Below are 15,374 nucleotides of genomic sequence, written 5' to 3'. Positions count from 1 at the left end.
CGGCCGAGCCGGCCGTCGACAGCGCCGCCAAGTGCGCGGTGCGCGTGCTCGAGCTCACGGTGGGCCCGCTGGATCACCCCGAGCAAGCCAACAACCTGGCCGAGCTGTTCGCCGAGATTCCCGACCTGGGCGTCCTCGAGCCGCTGGACGGGGGCCATGCCGCCGACGGCATGCGCCGCTTCAAGGTGCTGACCACCAGCGGCGACGACGAGCTGATGGACCTGTTCACCTTCCACGTCGCGCGCGAGGCGCTGCGCCTGGCGCCCATGCACGTGGGCTACGGCTTCCACGATGACGCCCCCGGTGCCCCGCCGCCGGAAACGCCCGACCTGGGCTACGGCTTCTTCGACGACGCCCCCGGCGTGCCCGACCTGGGCGAGATGCCCGCGCCTACCGCCACCGAGACGCACGAGGCCCCCGCCGCCGCGCCGGCCAAGGCCGTGGTCGCCGCCGCCGCCACGCCGGCCGCCGCCTCGCCCAAGGCCGCCGCGCCGCGCGTGGACAAGGGCGAGTCCACCACGCTGCGCGTGTCGGTGGAAAAGGTGGACCAGCTCATCAACCTGGTGGGCGAGCTCGTCATCACGCAGGCCATGCTGGCCCAGAACAGCAAGCAGCTCGACGGCTCGCTGCACCAGCAGCTGGTCTCCGGGTTGGCGGCGCTGGAGCGCAACACGCGCGACCTGCAGGAATCGGTCATGTCCATCCGCATGATTCCGATGTCCGTGGTCTTCAGCCGCTTCCCGCGCATGCTGCGCGACCTGGAATCCAAGCTGGGCAAGCGCATCGAGATGCACACCCAGGGCGAGGCCACCGAGCTGGACAAGGGCCTGGTGGAAAAGATCACCGACCCGCTCACCCACCTGGTGCGCAACAGCGCCGACCACGGCATCGAGCTGCCGGCCGAGCGCCTGGCGCGCGGCAAGCCCGAGCACGGCAGCATCACCCTGGTGGCCAGCCACCAAGGCGGCAACATCGTGATCGAGGTGCGCGACGACGGCCGCGGCCTGGACCGCGAGAAGCTGTTGCGCAAGGCGCGCGAGCGCGGCCTGGACGCGCCCGACAGCCTCACCGACGCCGAGGTCTGGGGCCTGATCTTCGCCCCGGGCTTCTCCACGGCCGACGTCGTCACCGACGTCTCCGGCCGCGGCGTGGGCATGGACGTGGTCAAGAAGAACATCACGGCGCTGGGCGGCACGGTGGAGATCGACTCCGCGCCCGGCCAGGGCATGAGCGTGAAGGTCCGCCTGCCGCTGACGCTGGCCATCATGGACGGCATGAGCGTGGGCATCGGCGCCGAGTGCTACATCGTCCCGCTGGCCAGCGTGGTCGAGTCCTTCCAGGTCACGCAGGGGATGATCCGCGGCCTGGCCGGCGCCCGCGTCGTCGAGGTGCGCCAGGAGTACATGCCCGTGGTGGACATGCAGCGCCTGTTCAGCGTGCCGCGCCCGGGCAAGGACCAGCCCAGCGACATGATGGTCGTGGTCGAGGCCGACGGCGGGCGCGTGGCGCTGCTCGTGGACGAGCTGCTGGGCCAGCAGCAGGTGGTGGTCAAGAACCTGGAGGCCAACTACCGCCGCGTGGACGGCATCTCCGGCGCCACCATCCTGGGCGACGGCCGCGTGGCCCTGATCCTGGACGTCGGCGGCCTGGTGCGCCGCTCGCGCACCCGGCTCATGGACGGCCACGCCTGACGCGCGCGGGCCTTCAGGCATCAAGCAGTAAGCAGTTGGGGTACTCATGATCAACGCATGGATACGGAGCTTTTCCATCCGCTTTCGCATGGTCGGCGCCATCCTCACGGTGCTGGCGCTGCTCGCCCTGGTGAGCGGCGTGGGCCTGTGGGGGATGGGCAGGCTGCACCGCGTGAGCGACGGCTTCATGGCGAGCACGCATGCCCGCACCATGGACGCCGTGGCCCTGGAGCGGCAGCTCGGCAGCATCCGGCGCCATGAGAAGGACCTGGTGATCCACCTCGACTCGGCCGAGGCCGCGGCGCGGCACCAGGCCCTGTGGAACACCGCCGTGCAGCAGGCCACGCAAATGGCGCAGCGGCTGGGCCAGGGCTCCGCGGACGCCGGCGCCACCGCGGCTGCCGCCGTGGCCGGCGCCCTTGCCGACTACGCCGCCAAGGCCGCGCCGGTGCTCACGCAGGCCGCCGCCGGCGGCTTCGCGACCGCGGCGCTGGCCGACCGCGCGCTGGAGCCGGCCAAGACGCCCATACACGCCACCGAGGCCGAGGTGGGCAAGCTGCTCACCCACCTGAAGGCGCAGCAGGAGGCCGCCGCCGCCGAGCTCGCCGGCGCCTCCAGCCTCGCCCACCTGCTGTTTGCCGCGGCGGCGCTGGTGAGCGCGCTCGTGGTGGTGCCGCTGACGCTGGCCAACATGGCCTCCATCTGCGCGCCGGTGGCGCAGGCCCGCGCCGTGGCCGAGCGCATCGCCACGGGCGAGCTGTCGCAGGAGGTGCAGATCACGGGCAACGACGAGATCTCGGCGCTGCTGCGCTCGCTGGCGGGCATGCAGCATGCGCTGCAGTCGCTGGTCAACGAGGTGCGCCAGAGCGCGTCCTCGGTGCAGTTGGCCAGCTCCGAGGTGGCCGCGGGCAACAGCGACCTCTCCAGCCGCACCGAGCAGACGGCCTCCAGCCTGCAGCAGACGGCTTCGAGCATGCAGCAGCTCACCGTCAACGTGCGCTCCGGCGCCGACGCCGCGGCCACGGCCAACCAGCTCGCCTCCTCGGCCTCCGACGTGGCGCGCCGCGGCGGCGAGGTGGTGTCGCAGGTGGTGAGCACCATGGACGGCATACAGACCGCCAGCCGCCGCATCGGCGACATCATCGGCACGATCGACGGCATCGCCTTCCAGACCAACATCCTGGCGCTCAACGCCGCGGTGGAAGCGGCGCGCGCGGGCGAGGCCGGCCGCGGCTTCGCGGTGGTGGCCGGCGAGGTGCGCAGCCTGGCGCAACGCTCGGCCGAGGCCGCGCGCGAGATCAAGACCCTCATTGGGCAGAGCGTGGAGCAGGTCGAAAGCGGCTCCGCGCTGGTACAGGACGCGGGCCGCACCATGGACGAGATCGTCCAGGGTGTGCGCCGCGTCTCCGACGTCATCGGCGAGATCAGCGCCGCCGCCGCCGAGCAAAGCGGCGGCATCGGCCAGGTCAACACCGCCGTGGTCGAGCTCGACCGCATGACGCAGCAAAACGCCGCGCTGGTAGAGCAAAGCGCCGCGGCGGCGCAAAGCTTGAGCGAACAGGCGCAGCGCCTGAGCGTGGTCGTGTCGCGCTTTCGCACGGGGATGCACGACGCCATGGAGCCCGCAGCCGCGCCGCGCGCGCCGGCCGCCTCCATGACGCCGCGCGCGCCGGCGCAACGCCCCGCGCCCGCGCAGCCCTCGCCCGCGGTGCTGGCGCAGGCCGCGCTGGAGCGGGCCAGCCGTGCGTCGCTGCCCGGGGCCTCCAAGCCCGGCGCCAGCGGCGAGAGCGACTGGGAAAGTTTTTGAAAAGAGCGGATGACGATGACGCGTTCTTGCCCAACGCGCCCGTGTGCTTGCTTCCGCAACACAACGCCCCGGGCATGAACGACGATTCCGAGAACCCCTGATGTCACTTTCCACGCTTTCCCTGGCAGCCCGGCTGCGCCTCATGGCGCTGGCCGTGACGCTGGCCTTGCTGGGCCTGTCGGCCTACACGGGCTTCGCCTTCCACGCTTCGGCGCTGGAGATGCGGCTGAGCGCCACGCGCGCCGTGGTGCAGCAGTCGCTGACCATTGCGCAGCACTGGCAGTCGCAGGAGGCCGCGGGCAGCCTGTCGCGCCACCAGGCGCAGCAGCGCGCCATAGAGGAAATCCGCGCCATCCGCTACGACGGCAAGGAATACGTCTGGGTCAACGACATGACGGCGCGCATGGTGGCCCACCCCATCAAGCCCGAGCTCGAAGGCCAGGACCTCTCGCAGAGCAAGGACCCCAGCGGCAAGCGGCTGTTCGTGGCGTTCGTGGAGACCGTGCAGCGCGAAGGCGCGGGCTACGTGGACTACCTGTGGCCCAAGCCCGGCGCGCAGGACCCCGTGCCCAAGCGCTCCTACGTCGCGGGCTTCGCGCCCTGGGGCTGGGTGCTGGGGTCGGGCGTGTACGTGGACGAGGTGCGCGCCGCCGCGCTGCGCTTTGCCATGGCCAGCCTGGCCACGGCGCTGGTGCTGGGTGCGCTGGTGCTGGGGTTTGCGCAGCTCATGGCGCGCGACCTGCAACGCCGCATGAAGGGCGCGCTGCACGTGCTGCAGGCCATGGCCTCGGGTGACCTGGCGCAGCCGGTGACCGCCGGCCGCCCCGACGAGATAGGCCGGCTGCTGCAGGCCATGGAAGCCATGCGCGGCGGCTTGGGCCGCATGGTGGCGCAGGTGCGCCGCGGCAGCGACGGCATAGGCAGCGCCTGCGCGCAGATCGCCAGCGGCAATGCCGACCTGGCCAACCGCACCGAGCTCACCGCCGGGCGGCTGCAGGACAGCGCCGCGAGCATGAACGAGCTGGCCGGCGGCGTGCATACCAGCGCCGATTCGGCCGCCAGCGCCCACACCCTGGCGGCCGGCGCCGCCGACGTGGCCCAGCGCGGCGGCGAGGTCGTGCACCGCGTGGTGGCCACCATGGACGAGATCCACGCCGGCTCGCGGCGCATTGCCGAGATCACCGGCGTGATCGACGGCATCGCCTTCCAGACCAACATCCTGGCCCTGAACGCCGCGGTGGAAGCCGCCCGCGCCGGCGAGGCCGGCCGCGGCTTCGCGGTGGTGGCCGGCGAGGTGCGCGCGCTGGCACAGCGCTCGGCCGCGGCGGCACGCGAGATCAAGGCCCTCATCGGCGGCAGCGTCGAGCAGGTGGAGGCCGGCAGCCGCCTGGTGAGCGAGGCCGGCAGCACCATGGACGAGATCGTGGCCCAGGTGCGCCGCGTGGCGCAGCTCATCGGCAACGTGGGCCAGACCATGCAGCAGCAGGCCGACGGCATCGCCCAGGTGCGCGACACCATGAGCCAGCTCGACACCCACACCCAGAACAACGCCGCGCTGGTGGAGGAAACCGCCGGCGCGGCGCAGCACCTGCGCGACCAGGCGCAGGCGCTGGAGAACGCCGCCGCGGTGTTCCGCCTGGAAGCCGGCGCGCACGACGCGCTGCCCCAGGCGGCCGCCCTGGCGCCCGCGCCGTCCAGCCCCAAGTCGCAGGCCACCCAGCTCATCGCGCGCGCGGCCCGCAACAGCGGTCCAGGCAGTTCCGGCATTACCCGCAGCACCCGCAGCACCCGTGGCGGCGCCCTGCCCGCCGCTCCCGTGGCTTCCGTCACGCCCGCCGCGGCGACGGCGGCGGAAGATGCATGGGAGCAGTTCTAAAAATCGCCCTGTCCGCCCAAAGGCCCAGCGCCGGGCGGCAGGCCCCGAAGGTCCCCAGGCCCCTTGTCGGCCCAACATGCAGGAGTCACGCATGGATTTGATCAACACCCCCGCCCGCTCCACGGCCGGCGCCCTCCAGATGGCCGGCAACCGCGCCATGGCCGAGCCGCGCGGCGGCGAATTCCTCACCTTCCGCCTGGGCCAGGAGGAGTACGGCATAGACATCCTGCGCGTGCAGGAAATCCGCTCCTACGAGCCGCCCACGCGCATCGCCAACGCGCCGGCCTTCATGAAGGGCGTGGTCAACCTGCGCGGCGTCATCGTCCCGGTGGTGGACCTGCGCCTGAAGCTGGGCTGCGACACGGCCGAGTACAACAGCTTCACCGTGGTGATCGTGCTCAACGTGCGCGGGCGCATCGTCGGCGCGGTGGTGGACTCGGTGTCCGACGTGATGCAGCTCAACACCGAGCAGATCCGCCCCGCGCCGGAGATGAACTCCACCGTGGACGCGAGCTTCATCACCGGCATCGGCGGCGTGGGCGAGCGCATGCTCATCCTCATCGACATCGAGGCGCTCATGAGCAGCGCCGACATGGGCCTCATAGACGCCGCACGCTGACGGCGCGGCGCGCCGGCTGCCCACCGCGCCGCCCTCTGGCGGCCGCGTGGGCGGGTGGCGGCGCCCGCCCACGGGTTATTCGTATTTCTCTTGGGCCGGCCTTCGCGCCTGCCCGCCTGTGCTCGCCTGCGTTTTTCATCGCGAACGCGGCAGCTTGTTCCCAAGGCTGGATCAGAGGGCACGCGTATGAAGTTCCTGAGCATCAAGTCCAAGCTGTGGCTGCCCACGCTGGCTATTTCAGTGGTCTTGGCCTTGCTCTCGGGCTTCACCGCCTGGCGCGGCGGGCACTTGCAGGCGCAGTTCGCGCAGGACACGCAGGCCCAGCAGCGCAAGCTGGAAATTGCCCTGCAGTGGAGCGGGCTCACGCAGGCCAACGCCACGCGGGTGCTGTCCACGCTGGCCGGCGACGCGACGGTGGCGGCCCTGTTCAAGCCCGCGATCGCGGCCACCACCAAGCGCATCAACGAGTTGCAGGCGTCGCTGGACGAGCTGGCCGGCACCGATGAGGAAAAGGCCGCGCTGGCGGCGGTGGCGCAGGCGCGCAAGCGCTACATCGCCGCGCGCGACCAGGCCGCCGCGCTCAAGCAGCAGGGGCAGGCCGAGCAGGCCATGGCCCGGCTGGCGTTGGACGTGCAACCGGCCATCACGGCCTATCTCGAAGTGCAGCAGGCCTTCGTGGCGCTGCAGCGCCAGCGCTCGCAAGCGCTGAGCGAGGCGGCCGAGGCGTCCATGCGCATGCTGGCCTGGACGGGCAGCGCCGTGACGGCCTTGGCCATCGCCCTCATGTGCGTGAGCAGCGCGCTGCTGGTGCGCTCCCTGTGCCGGCCGCTGAACGCGCTGGCCGCGATGGCCACGCGCATCGGCCAGGGCGATCTCACCGCGCGGGCCGACGTGGGCCGCCGCGACGAGATCGGCACCCTGCAGCAGGCGCTGGACGGCATGACGCAATCGCTGCGCCACCTCGTGGGCCAGATGCGCCAGAGCGCCAGCGACGTGTCCAAGGCCTCCGACGAGATCGCCCAGGGCAGCGCCGACCTCTCCGCCCGCACCGAGCACACCGCGGCCAACCTGCAGCAAACGGCGGCCAGCCTGCAGCAGGTCACCGATGCGCTGCGCGCGGGCGCCGAGTCCGCCGCCACGGCCAGCGTGTGCGCGAATTCGGCCTCCGAGGCGGCGCAGCGCGGCGGCGAGGTGGTGGCCCGCGTGGTCAGCACCATGGACGGCATCCAGAGCGCCAGCCACCGCATCGAAGACATCATCGGCACCATTGACGCCATCGCCTTCCAGACCAACATCCTGGCCCTGAACGCCGCGGTGGAAGCGGCGCGCGCGGGCGAGGCCGGCCGCGGCTTCGCGGTGGTGGCCGGCGAGGTGCGCAGCCTCGCGCAGCGCTCGGCCACGGCCGCGCGCGAGATCAAGGCCCTCATCGGCCAGAGCGTGCAGCAGGTCCAGAGCGGTTCGGCCCTGGTGCAGGACGCCGGGCGCACCATGGACGAGATCGTCCAGGGCGTGCGCCGCGTGACGCAGGTGATCGCCGAGATCAGCAACGCCAGCGCCGCGCAGAGCGGCAACGTCGCGGAGGTCAACACCGCCGTGGCCGAGCTCGACGGCATGACGCAGCAAAACGCCGCCCTGGTGGAGCAAAGCACCGCGGCCGCGCACGGCCTGCGCGAGCAGGCGGCCCGGCTGGGCACGGTGGTGAGCACCTTCACGCTCAGCGGCGAGCCCCGGCACGCGGCCCCGGCGCTGGCCTGATCTCCCCCGCGCGCCTGGAAGCCGCCCTCAGCCCACGCGCGGGCCGATGTACTCGGTGGCCAGCGCGAAGTGGTTCATGCGGTAGTGCATGGTGGAGGTGGGCCGGGTGCGCCCGCCGAAGTACCAGTTGATCCACGGGCCGCGCAGGCCTATTTCCGGGTGGCAGCGCCAGCGCAGGCCACGGCGCTGCGCCACCAGCACGCCGTCCAGCCAGGTGTCGATCTCGCCGTCGGGGTTGGCCTCGCCGTTGCCCCACTCGTCGGTGAGGCTGGAGTCCACCGAGTTGATGCGTATGCGCTGCTCCAGGCAGTGCCAGCGCCCCTTGGAGATCACCGCGTTGCCCAGCCGCTCCACCTCGCCGAAGTCGCTGGCCTGGTCCAGCGAGTAGATGTAGTCCTGCAGCGGGCGCAGCTCGGCGTAGGGGCTGCCGTCGCCGGGGTCCAGGCCGGCCACCATGCGCACCGAGTGGCCCTCGTAGCCCCAGCGGTCGTAGAGCTGCACCGCGCCTGAGCTGCCCTTGGGCCAGAACAGCCGCTTGCCCGTGCCGCGGCGCCCGCCGTTGCCGGTGATGGAGTACCAGTAGCCGCCGGCGTAGTCGTTCCACCAGCCCAGGCGCAAGTCCCAGCCCAGGGCCATCTTGTTGATGTCCACGCTGCTGTCCCAGTCCGGCTCCAGGTAGATGTAGAGCCGGGCGTACAGCTCCTCGTACAGCGCGGGCAGCGCCGGGCGCAGCGGGTCGGCCGGATTGCCGCGCAGCAGTTGCGACACGCCGTTGAAGGACAGGTTGGCGTTGGGCGTCAGGGTGCCGCGGAACATCACCGTGCCCGGCGCGTCCGGGTCGGCCAGCAGCTCGTAGGGGTTGCGGCTGTCGAAGCTGAGCTCGTCGAACAGCCCGCTGCGCGTGAGGTTGGAGAAGTCCCCCATGCGCAGCACGGCGGGGTGGGCGCGCAGCGCGGCGTCGCCGCCCGCGGCGATGCCCATGCGCGAGGCCTGCGCGTCGGCGCCAAGCTGAAAGCGCGGCGCATCGACCTCGAACACGCCCACGTTGAAGGCGTAGCGCACATCGCGGTCCACGCAGGTCAGCGTCATGAGCGCCTGCTGCACCGTGCCGCGCACGGCCGAGAGGTCGAACTGCACCATCACCGGCGTGCGGGCCGTGTGCCAGGCGCTTTGCCGGGTGTCGAGGTTGCGGTAGGTGCTGGGGTTGAGGGTGGCCACCAGGCCCGCGCAGGCGAATTCGCCCTGCTCGGTGCGCACCAGCAATTGCGGCGGCGTGGCCGAGAGCCGGCCGGCCCACGTCGCGAAAGCGGACGCCGAGACGCCGCTGCCGCGCAAGAAGGCGCCCCGGTTCTCGCCCGTGCCCACCCAGCGCGCGGCCAGCGCCGTGATGTCCACCGTGACGGGGCCAAGCGCCTTGACCACGAAGCCGGCCCAGGGCTGCGCGCCCTGGCCCACGCCCGCGGCATCCAGCCAGTCGCCGACGTTGCGGTTCTTCCAGGGCAGTTGCAGGTGCACGTTCCAGTAGTCGCGCGAGGGCCCGCTGCCGGCATCCCACAACAGGAACTGCGCCGGCGTGGCGGCCGGCGAGGACAAGCTTGAGACCGACTCCTTGGCGGTTTCGGTGGCCACGCCCGCGGCAGCTTGCGCGGCGGATTCCGCGATATCACTCCCGGCGCCGCCCCCGCCGCAACCGGCCAGTGCCAACGCAGGCAGCGTCAGCAGCGCCTCGCGCCTCTTGATTTGAAACATGCAATCTCCTGGCTTGAAATGACCACGGCTTTTCAAAATCACGGGAACAGCCCGACATTTAAAAAGCGACGCTCTGCCCGCCCCTATTCATTTGTTTCGAACGGAAAGCCCGCGCACATCATGCGCAACTCAAAGCCAGTCAATTAACTCTTCATTCGCGGGATGGAAATAAAAGGGTTACACAAATTTCACCTCTGCCGATTCCAAAACCCCCGCACTCGCAGAAGCACAACGCAGCCCGACGGCGGCTCGAAAGAAGCGAAATTCACCCTGGATTGAATTTCCGTCCTGGCCAAGATTGATTTCCACGGCTGGAGCGGACGTCTTTCACAAGCCCTTTTCCAAGGGAGGACATTTACCCAGCGCCGGATACGGGGCGGTCCCAAGAAAATGGCGGCCGCCACCGCCCTTGGCCATCGATATTCAACCCAGGCATGTTTCCCCAGGGTCGCAAACTTTTGGCGGCAGCGCTCAATAAAATATCGGCAACCCACAAGCATTCAGCGCGAAAAAATGGTTGCAACGCTTTACGAAGCCGCAACTGAATTCGATGCAACGAAAACCTGGAAAAGCTGGCAGAAAATGAAAAAGGGATTTCACGGCAAGGCGTGAAATCCCTGGGGATTCAACCCCCGCACGGCCTGCGGGGCTGCGTTCCAAAGATCTACAGGTCCAGCACCAGGCGGGCCGATTTCGCCCGCGAGCAGCAGGGCGTGAACTGGTCGTTGGCGGCCTGTTCCTCGGGGGTGAGGTACACGTCGCGGTGGTCCGGCGTGCCTTGCAGCACCCGCGTGAGGCAGGTGCCGCACACGCCCTGCTCGCACGACACCAGCACCTCCACGCCCGCCTCGGCCAGCGCCTGCGTCACGGTCCGGTCCGGCGCCACCGTGATGACGCGGCCGGAGCTGGCCAGTTGCACCTCGAAGGCCTCGTCGCCCGTGCGCGGCGCGGCCTCGGCGCCGGCCGAGAAGAACTCCCAGTGCAACTGCTGCTCGCCCCAACCCGCGGCGCGCGCGCTGGAGAGCACCGCGTCCATGAAGCCCTTTGGGCCGCACACGTAGAGGTGCGTGCCGGGCTGCGGCTGCGCCAGCAGCGCGGCCAGGTCCAGGCGCTGCGCCTCGGGGCCGTCGTCGAAGTGGAACTGCGCCCGATCCGCGAAGGCCGCGCCCTGGATGCGCTGCACGAAGGCCGCGCGCTCGCGCGAGCGCGCGGCGTAGTGCAGGTCGAAGGAGGCGCCCATCACCGCCAGCCGCTCGGCCATGCACAGGATGGGCGTGACGCCGATGCCGCCGGCCAGCAGCAGGCTGTGGCGCGCCTCGTGCGCCAGCGCGAAGTGGTTCTTGGGCGCGCTGATCTGCAGCTCGTCGCCCTCCTTCACCGCGTCGTGCACGGCCGCCGAGCCGCCGCGCGAGGCCGGGTCGCGCAGCACGGCGATGAGGTAGCGGTGCGTCTCGGCCGGGTCGTTGCACAGCGAGTACTGGCGCACCACGCCGCCGCCCAGGTGCACGTCCACGTGCGAGCCGGCGGAAAACGGCGGCAGCGCCGCGCCGTCCACGCTGGTGAGCTCCAGGCTGCAGATGCCCTCAGCCTCCTGCGCCTTGCGCGCCACGCGCACGCGCAGCGCCGAAGCGGCGGCGCTCATTGCGACAGCTCCGCGGCAGAGGCGCCGGCCAGCCGGTCGGCGGCCGCGGCCTGCTCGGCCGCCAGCACGCGCTCCATCACCCGGCGCGACTGCATGCCGCCCGCATCGATGTTGAGCATCAGCAGCTTGCGCTCGGGCCACTGGCTGATGTTGGCCTGCTGGCGCTCCAGCATCTGCAGGTCCTCGCCGAACACCTTGGCCTGGCCTTCGCGTATGGCCAGCGTCAGCGCCGGGTCCTGCGGCTTGAAGTGCCGCGCCATGCCCCAGAAGTAGTGGTGCGAGGTCTCGGTCTCGGGCGTGATGAAGTCCACCACCACTGCATAGACCTTCTTGTCCGCCGGCGCGTCCTTGCCGCCGTGGCCGGCCAGCGCCACGCCCACCTCGATCATCACGTGGCTGGGCGGCGTGAAGTGGCACACCTGCCAGCGGTCCACGCGCTGGTCGTCCGGCAGCCCGTGGCCGCGCAGCGCCATCTTCCAGAAGGGCGGCGCCTCCGGCAGGTCGCTCATGAAGCGGCTGGTGGTGACGTGGTCGCCATCGACCTTGGTCACGCAGGGCGTCTCGTCGATCTCCTTCTGGCCTATGGAGGTCGAGTGCACGTAGGTCTCGTGCGTGAGGTCCATGAGGTTGTCCACCATGAGCCGGTAATCGGCCTTCACGTGGTAGTAGCCGCCGCCATAGGCCCACTCGGGGTCGTCGGCCCAATGCAGGGCGGGCAGCAGCGCGGGGTCGGCCTGGTCCTTGTCGCCGGGCCACACCCAGATGAAGCCGTGGCGCTCCAACACCGCGAAGCTCTTGATGCACGGGAAACCGCGCACCCGCTGCCCCGGCATGGCGATGGTCTTGCCGTCGCAGCCCATCTCCAGCCCGTGGTAGCCGCACACGAGCTTGCCGTCGCTCACGTAGCCCAGCGACAGCGGCGCGCCGCGGTGCGGACAGAAGTCCTCCACCGCGGCCGGCGAGCCGTCGGCCTGCCGGTAGAACACGATGGCCTCGTTGCAGACCTTGCGGCCCAGCGGCTTGCCGTCAATCTCCTGCGGCGTGCAGGCCACGTACCAGGCGTTCTTGGGGAACATGAAGTCGTCTCCTTCAGGAAATCCGTTCCAAGGTGGTCGGCCGGCGCGGCGCGCCTGCGCCCCTGGCAAGGGTCGCGGCAAGCCGTGCGCCGGCCCGGCAGGCGTGCCGCAGGGGCTGCGGCCGCCGGGATGGTCAGCGTACTGAATACGTCATTCAGTGTACTGATCGTGGATTCCGCAGGCTATGGGTTGGCCCTCCCGATTTACCCTAGGTCAAGACGTCAACAACCGTGTCCACGCCCGCCCTGTCCTTCATCGCCCGCCGCGCAGCCGCCGGGGCCGCCGCCTGCATTGCCGCACTGGCCTTGGGCGGCTGCGCCGGGCCGCGCGAGGAGGCGGACGTTCCCGCCGCGCTGGGTTTGGGGGGCCGCGTGGTCACGCTGCCCACGCCGCGGCAGCGCCTGGTGCACCTGGCGCTGCAGGAATGGGCGCTGTGGGGCCGCGCCCGCTGGGACAGCGCCGCCGACACCTGGGACGGGCCGGCCGGCGCCGGGACGCCACGGCGCGAGCACATGGCCGACGCCGCCAGCCGCGTGCTGCTGTACTGGCAGGTGCTGCGCGGCGACACCTTCGTGGCCGAAGGTGCGCAGTACCCCGACGGCTCGCTGGTGGCGTGGTCGGCGGTCTTCATCTCGTACCTCATGAAGTCCGCCGGCGTGCCGGATGCCGTCTTTCCCGCCAGCGCGCTGCACTGGCACTACATCAAGGCCGTGCATGACGGGCCCTCGCCCGCGGGCTTCGAAGCGCTGGACGCCGCACGCACGCCGCCGGCCGTGGGCGACCTCATCTGCGCCCCGCGCGAGGGCACGGCGCAGCGCGTGACCCGCTTCGAGCAGCTGGCCGGCGACGCCGGCGCTGGCGGCTGGCACTGCGACCTGGTGGTGGAAGTCGGCCCCGCCGCGTTGGGCGCCATAGGCGGCAACGTGCGCAACACCGTCGCCTGGAGCCGCGTGCCGCTGTCCGCCGACGGGCTGCTGCTGCCCTCGCCGCAGCGGCCCTGGCTGGTCGTGTTGCGCAACCACCTGCCCTGAAGCCCCGGCCGCGGCGGCCTGCCTCCCAGCCTCGTCCCTGCGGATTTGTACCGGCGCGCCGTGGCGGCGCGGGGGGGATGCGCGCCTTTGAAGCTCAAGACGGGCAGGCCTGCTCCGATAACGCAACCACGTTGAACCAGGGAGATTTTTGATGAAGGCTCAGGCACACACCGTCCACTTGATGTACGCGCGCCATTCCTTGCGCGCGACGGCGCTGGCCTGCGCCGCGGCCGCCGCCCTGGTGGCCTCCGGTTGCGGCGGCGACGGTGGCGACACGCCCACGCCCACGCCCACGCCCACGCCCGCGCCCGCGCCCACTTCACGCACGCTCAGCGGCGCGGTGGCGGTGGGCGCACCCATGTCCGACGGCCGGCTGCGCGTGCTCGATGCGGACGGCAACGTGGTGGCGTCCGACGTCACCGTGGCCGAGGACGGCAGCTACCCCGCCGTCACACTCACCGGCAACGGCCCCTGGCGGCTGGAGGCCTGCGGCCACGCCGGGGTCGAGTACCGCTGCCTCTACGCCGTGGCCGCCGCGCCCGGCACGGCGCAGGTCACGCCGCTGACCAGCGCCGCCGTGCTGCTGGCCGGGCAGGCCCGCCCCGAGGCGCTGATGAACGGCGCCGCCGCCACACTCACCGGCGCCAGCCTGGCCCAGGCCCAAGCCCAGTTGCACACCAGCTTGGGCGCCCTGCTCACGGCCAACGGCCTGTCCACGGACTTCGACTTCACCGCTGGGGCGCTGGCCGCCGGCTCGCGCAGCGGCTACGACGGGTTGCTGGACGCCTTGGGCGTCAACTTGGGCCAGGACGGCCGGCCTTTCGTCCAGTTCACGCAGCGCTTGGGCGGCGGCAACCTGTTCCTGGACGCGGACGGCACCCGCATAGGCGCGCTTTCCGCCGATGCCACGGCCGCCAGCCTGGACCTGCCGGGCCTGCAGGCCATGGTGTCCCGCTTCAGCGCCGCCCTGGCCGGCGCCGCCGCCTGCGCGCAGCCCGCCACGGGGCTGCGCTCGATAGTGGCCGACACGGCGACGCTCAGGATGGAGGGAAACGCCGCCAGCGGCGGCGACGACGTGGCCGCGGCCCTGTGCGCCATGTTCGGCCACGGCGACAGCGGCCACGCCGTCTGGGGCGCCACGCTGCAAAGCCCCGCGCTGCAGGACTGCGATCTCTCCGGTGCCGCGCCGGTGTGCGGCATCAGCATGGTGCTGCGCGACACGCAGGGACAGTTGCACGACGTGGGCGATGGCATGGCCGTGACGCGCCAGGGCGGCGCCTGGCGGCTGATGGGCAGCCGCTGGCCGATGGAGCTGCACGCCAGCGCCGAGGCGCAGCGCACCGTGCGCATAGACGGCACCACGCCGGCCGTGCAGTTCGACCGCGCCCTGTCCTTCGAGATCGAGGCCGTGCCCGGCCTGGCCTGCGCCAAGGTCGAGCAGCCCACCAATTTCGGCGGACCGGTGACGGTGGCCTATTACAAGCGCCACCCCGGCGCCACGCAGCAGCGCAGCCTGTCGCTGTGGACCACCGGCGGCATGAGCGCCACCGTCAGCCTCGACCCCGCCACCGGCACCACGCGCCAGGCGGACGACGCCTGGGTGCTGCTGCCCGCGGACACGGCGGGCGACGCGACCATCCGCAACTTCTTCCACGGCGGGCGCAACGTGACGATCTCGCTCTACGCCGACGAGGCCTGCACCACCCCCTTCAGCATGGGCGGGCGCAGCAGCTTCCGGCTGCCGGTGGTGGGCGTGCCGCCCATCTGGTCGTCCATGGAGACGCAGCCCTGGGCCGAGCTGGATGCGGCCGGCAAGGCCGCGCTGCGCGCGCTGAGCCTGGCCGGCAACGGCAGCGGCAGCATCAGCGCCGCCTGGACGTTCCCCAACGGCCCGCAGGGCATGAGCCAGATCTTCGCCTGCAGCCGTCGCGCCACCTGCGGCCAAGGCGGTGACGGCCGCCTGGGCGAGGCCGACCTGGACGTGCGCGCCCGCTCCGCCACGCTGGCGCTGCGCAATCAGGGCGCGGCCATCGCGGCCGACAGCTCCAAGCTGCTGGGTGTGTTCGGCCGCAACGGCGACGGCGTGAACCTGCAGACCAACTACACCAGTTGCCCCGCCACGCCGGCC

10 protein-coding genes and 1 pseudogene are annotated in these 15,374 nt (G+C 71.4%); 8 read left to right on the top strand and 3 right to left on the bottom strand.

Annotated features, from left to right (window positions below; translation table 11 throughout):
• The 5 genes from SM757_RS33225 to SM757_RS33205 all read left to right on the top strand — a co-directional run.
• Nucleotides 1-1,691 (top strand): chemotaxis protein CheA (locus SM757_RS33225; protein ID WP_322468606.1); only part of this gene is annotated, 1,691 nt, incomplete at its 5' end.
• A gap of 46 nt (nt 1,692-1,737) precedes the next feature.
• The gene (locus SM757_RS33220) at nt 1,738-3,498 is read left to right on the top strand and encodes a methyl-accepting chemotaxis protein (RefSeq protein WP_322468605.1); all 1,761 of its coding nucleotides are present in this window, start codon (nt 1,738-1,740) and stop codon (nt 3,496-3,498) included.
• Between the two features lie 100 nt (nt 3,499-3,598).
• On the top strand, nt 3,599-5,374 hold the full coding sequence (locus tag SM757_RS33215) for a methyl-accepting chemotaxis protein (RefSeq protein ID WP_322468604.1): 1,776 nt from the start codon (nt 3,599-3,601) through the stop codon (nt 5,372-5,374).
• Between the two features lie 139 nt (nt 5,375-5,513).
• Nucleotides 5,514-5,993 carry a chemotaxis protein CheW gene (locus tag SM757_RS33210; RefSeq protein ID WP_157119423.1) on the top strand — a complete coding sequence of 160 codons (480 nt, stop codon included), beginning with the start codon at nt 5,514-5,516 and terminating at the stop codon, nt 5,991-5,993.
• A 186-nt stretch (nt 5,994-6,179) separates the two neighbouring features.
• Nucleotides 6,180-7,748 (top strand): methyl-accepting chemotaxis protein, encoded by a 1,569-nt coding sequence (locus SM757_RS33205; RefSeq protein WP_322468603.1) that lies wholly within the window; start codon nt 6,180-6,182, stop codon nt 7,746-7,748.
• Nucleotides 7,749-7,775: 27 nt separating this feature from the next.
• Here SM757_RS33205 and SM757_RS33200 read toward each other — a convergent pair whose 3' ends face one another.
• Complete coding sequence (locus SM757_RS33200; RefSeq protein WP_322468602.1) at nt 7,776-9,497, bottom strand: hypothetical protein; 1,722 nt, start codon at nt 9,495-9,497, stop codon at nt 7,776-7,778.
• 390 nt (nt 9,498-9,887) lie between these two features.
• Between SM757_RS33200 and SM757_RS33195 the strand changes: the two genes are divergently transcribed.
• Nucleotides 9,888-10,109, top strand: coding sequence for a hypothetical protein (locus tag SM757_RS33195; protein ID WP_322468601.1), 222 nt, complete (start codon nt 9,888-9,890; stop codon nt 10,107-10,109).
• 52 nt (nt 10,110-10,161) lie between these two features.
• Here SM757_RS33195 and SM757_RS33190 read toward each other — a convergent pair whose 3' ends face one another.
• Both SM757_RS33190 and SM757_RS33185 read right to left on the bottom strand, forming a co-directional pair.
• On the bottom strand, nt 10,162-11,139 hold the full coding sequence (locus tag SM757_RS33190; protein WP_322468600.1) for a PDR/VanB family oxidoreductase: 978 nt from the start codon (nt 11,137-11,139) through the stop codon (nt 10,162-10,164).
• Complete coding sequence (locus SM757_RS33185; protein WP_066342959.1) at nt 11,136-12,215, bottom strand: aromatic ring-hydroxylating oxygenase subunit alpha; 1,080 nt, start codon at nt 12,213-12,215, stop codon at nt 11,136-11,138. Before SM757_RS33185 ends, SM757_RS33190 begins: the two co-directional genes overlap by 4 nt.
• Nucleotides 12,216-12,445: 230 nt before the next feature.
• On the opposite strand from SM757_RS33185, the gene SM757_RS33180 reads away from it, so the two are divergent.
• Nucleotides 12,446-13,246, top strand: a complete 801-nt coding sequence (locus SM757_RS33180) for a DUF2272 domain-containing protein (RefSeq protein WP_322468599.1) — start codon at nt 12,446-12,448, stop codon at nt 13,244-13,246.
• Between the two features lie 151 nt (nt 13,247-13,397).
• A pseudogene (locus tag SM757_RS33175) lies at nt 13,398-15,374 on the top strand (hypothetical protein); the annotation flags it as partial.

This window comes from Azohydromonas lata (assembly GCF_034427735.1).
In the GTDB taxonomy this organism is placed as follows: domain Bacteria; phylum Pseudomonadota; class Gammaproteobacteria; order Burkholderiales; family Burkholderiaceae_C; genus Azohydromonas; species Azohydromonas lata.
This window is presented reverse-complemented; position numbering and strand designations above follow the sequence as displayed.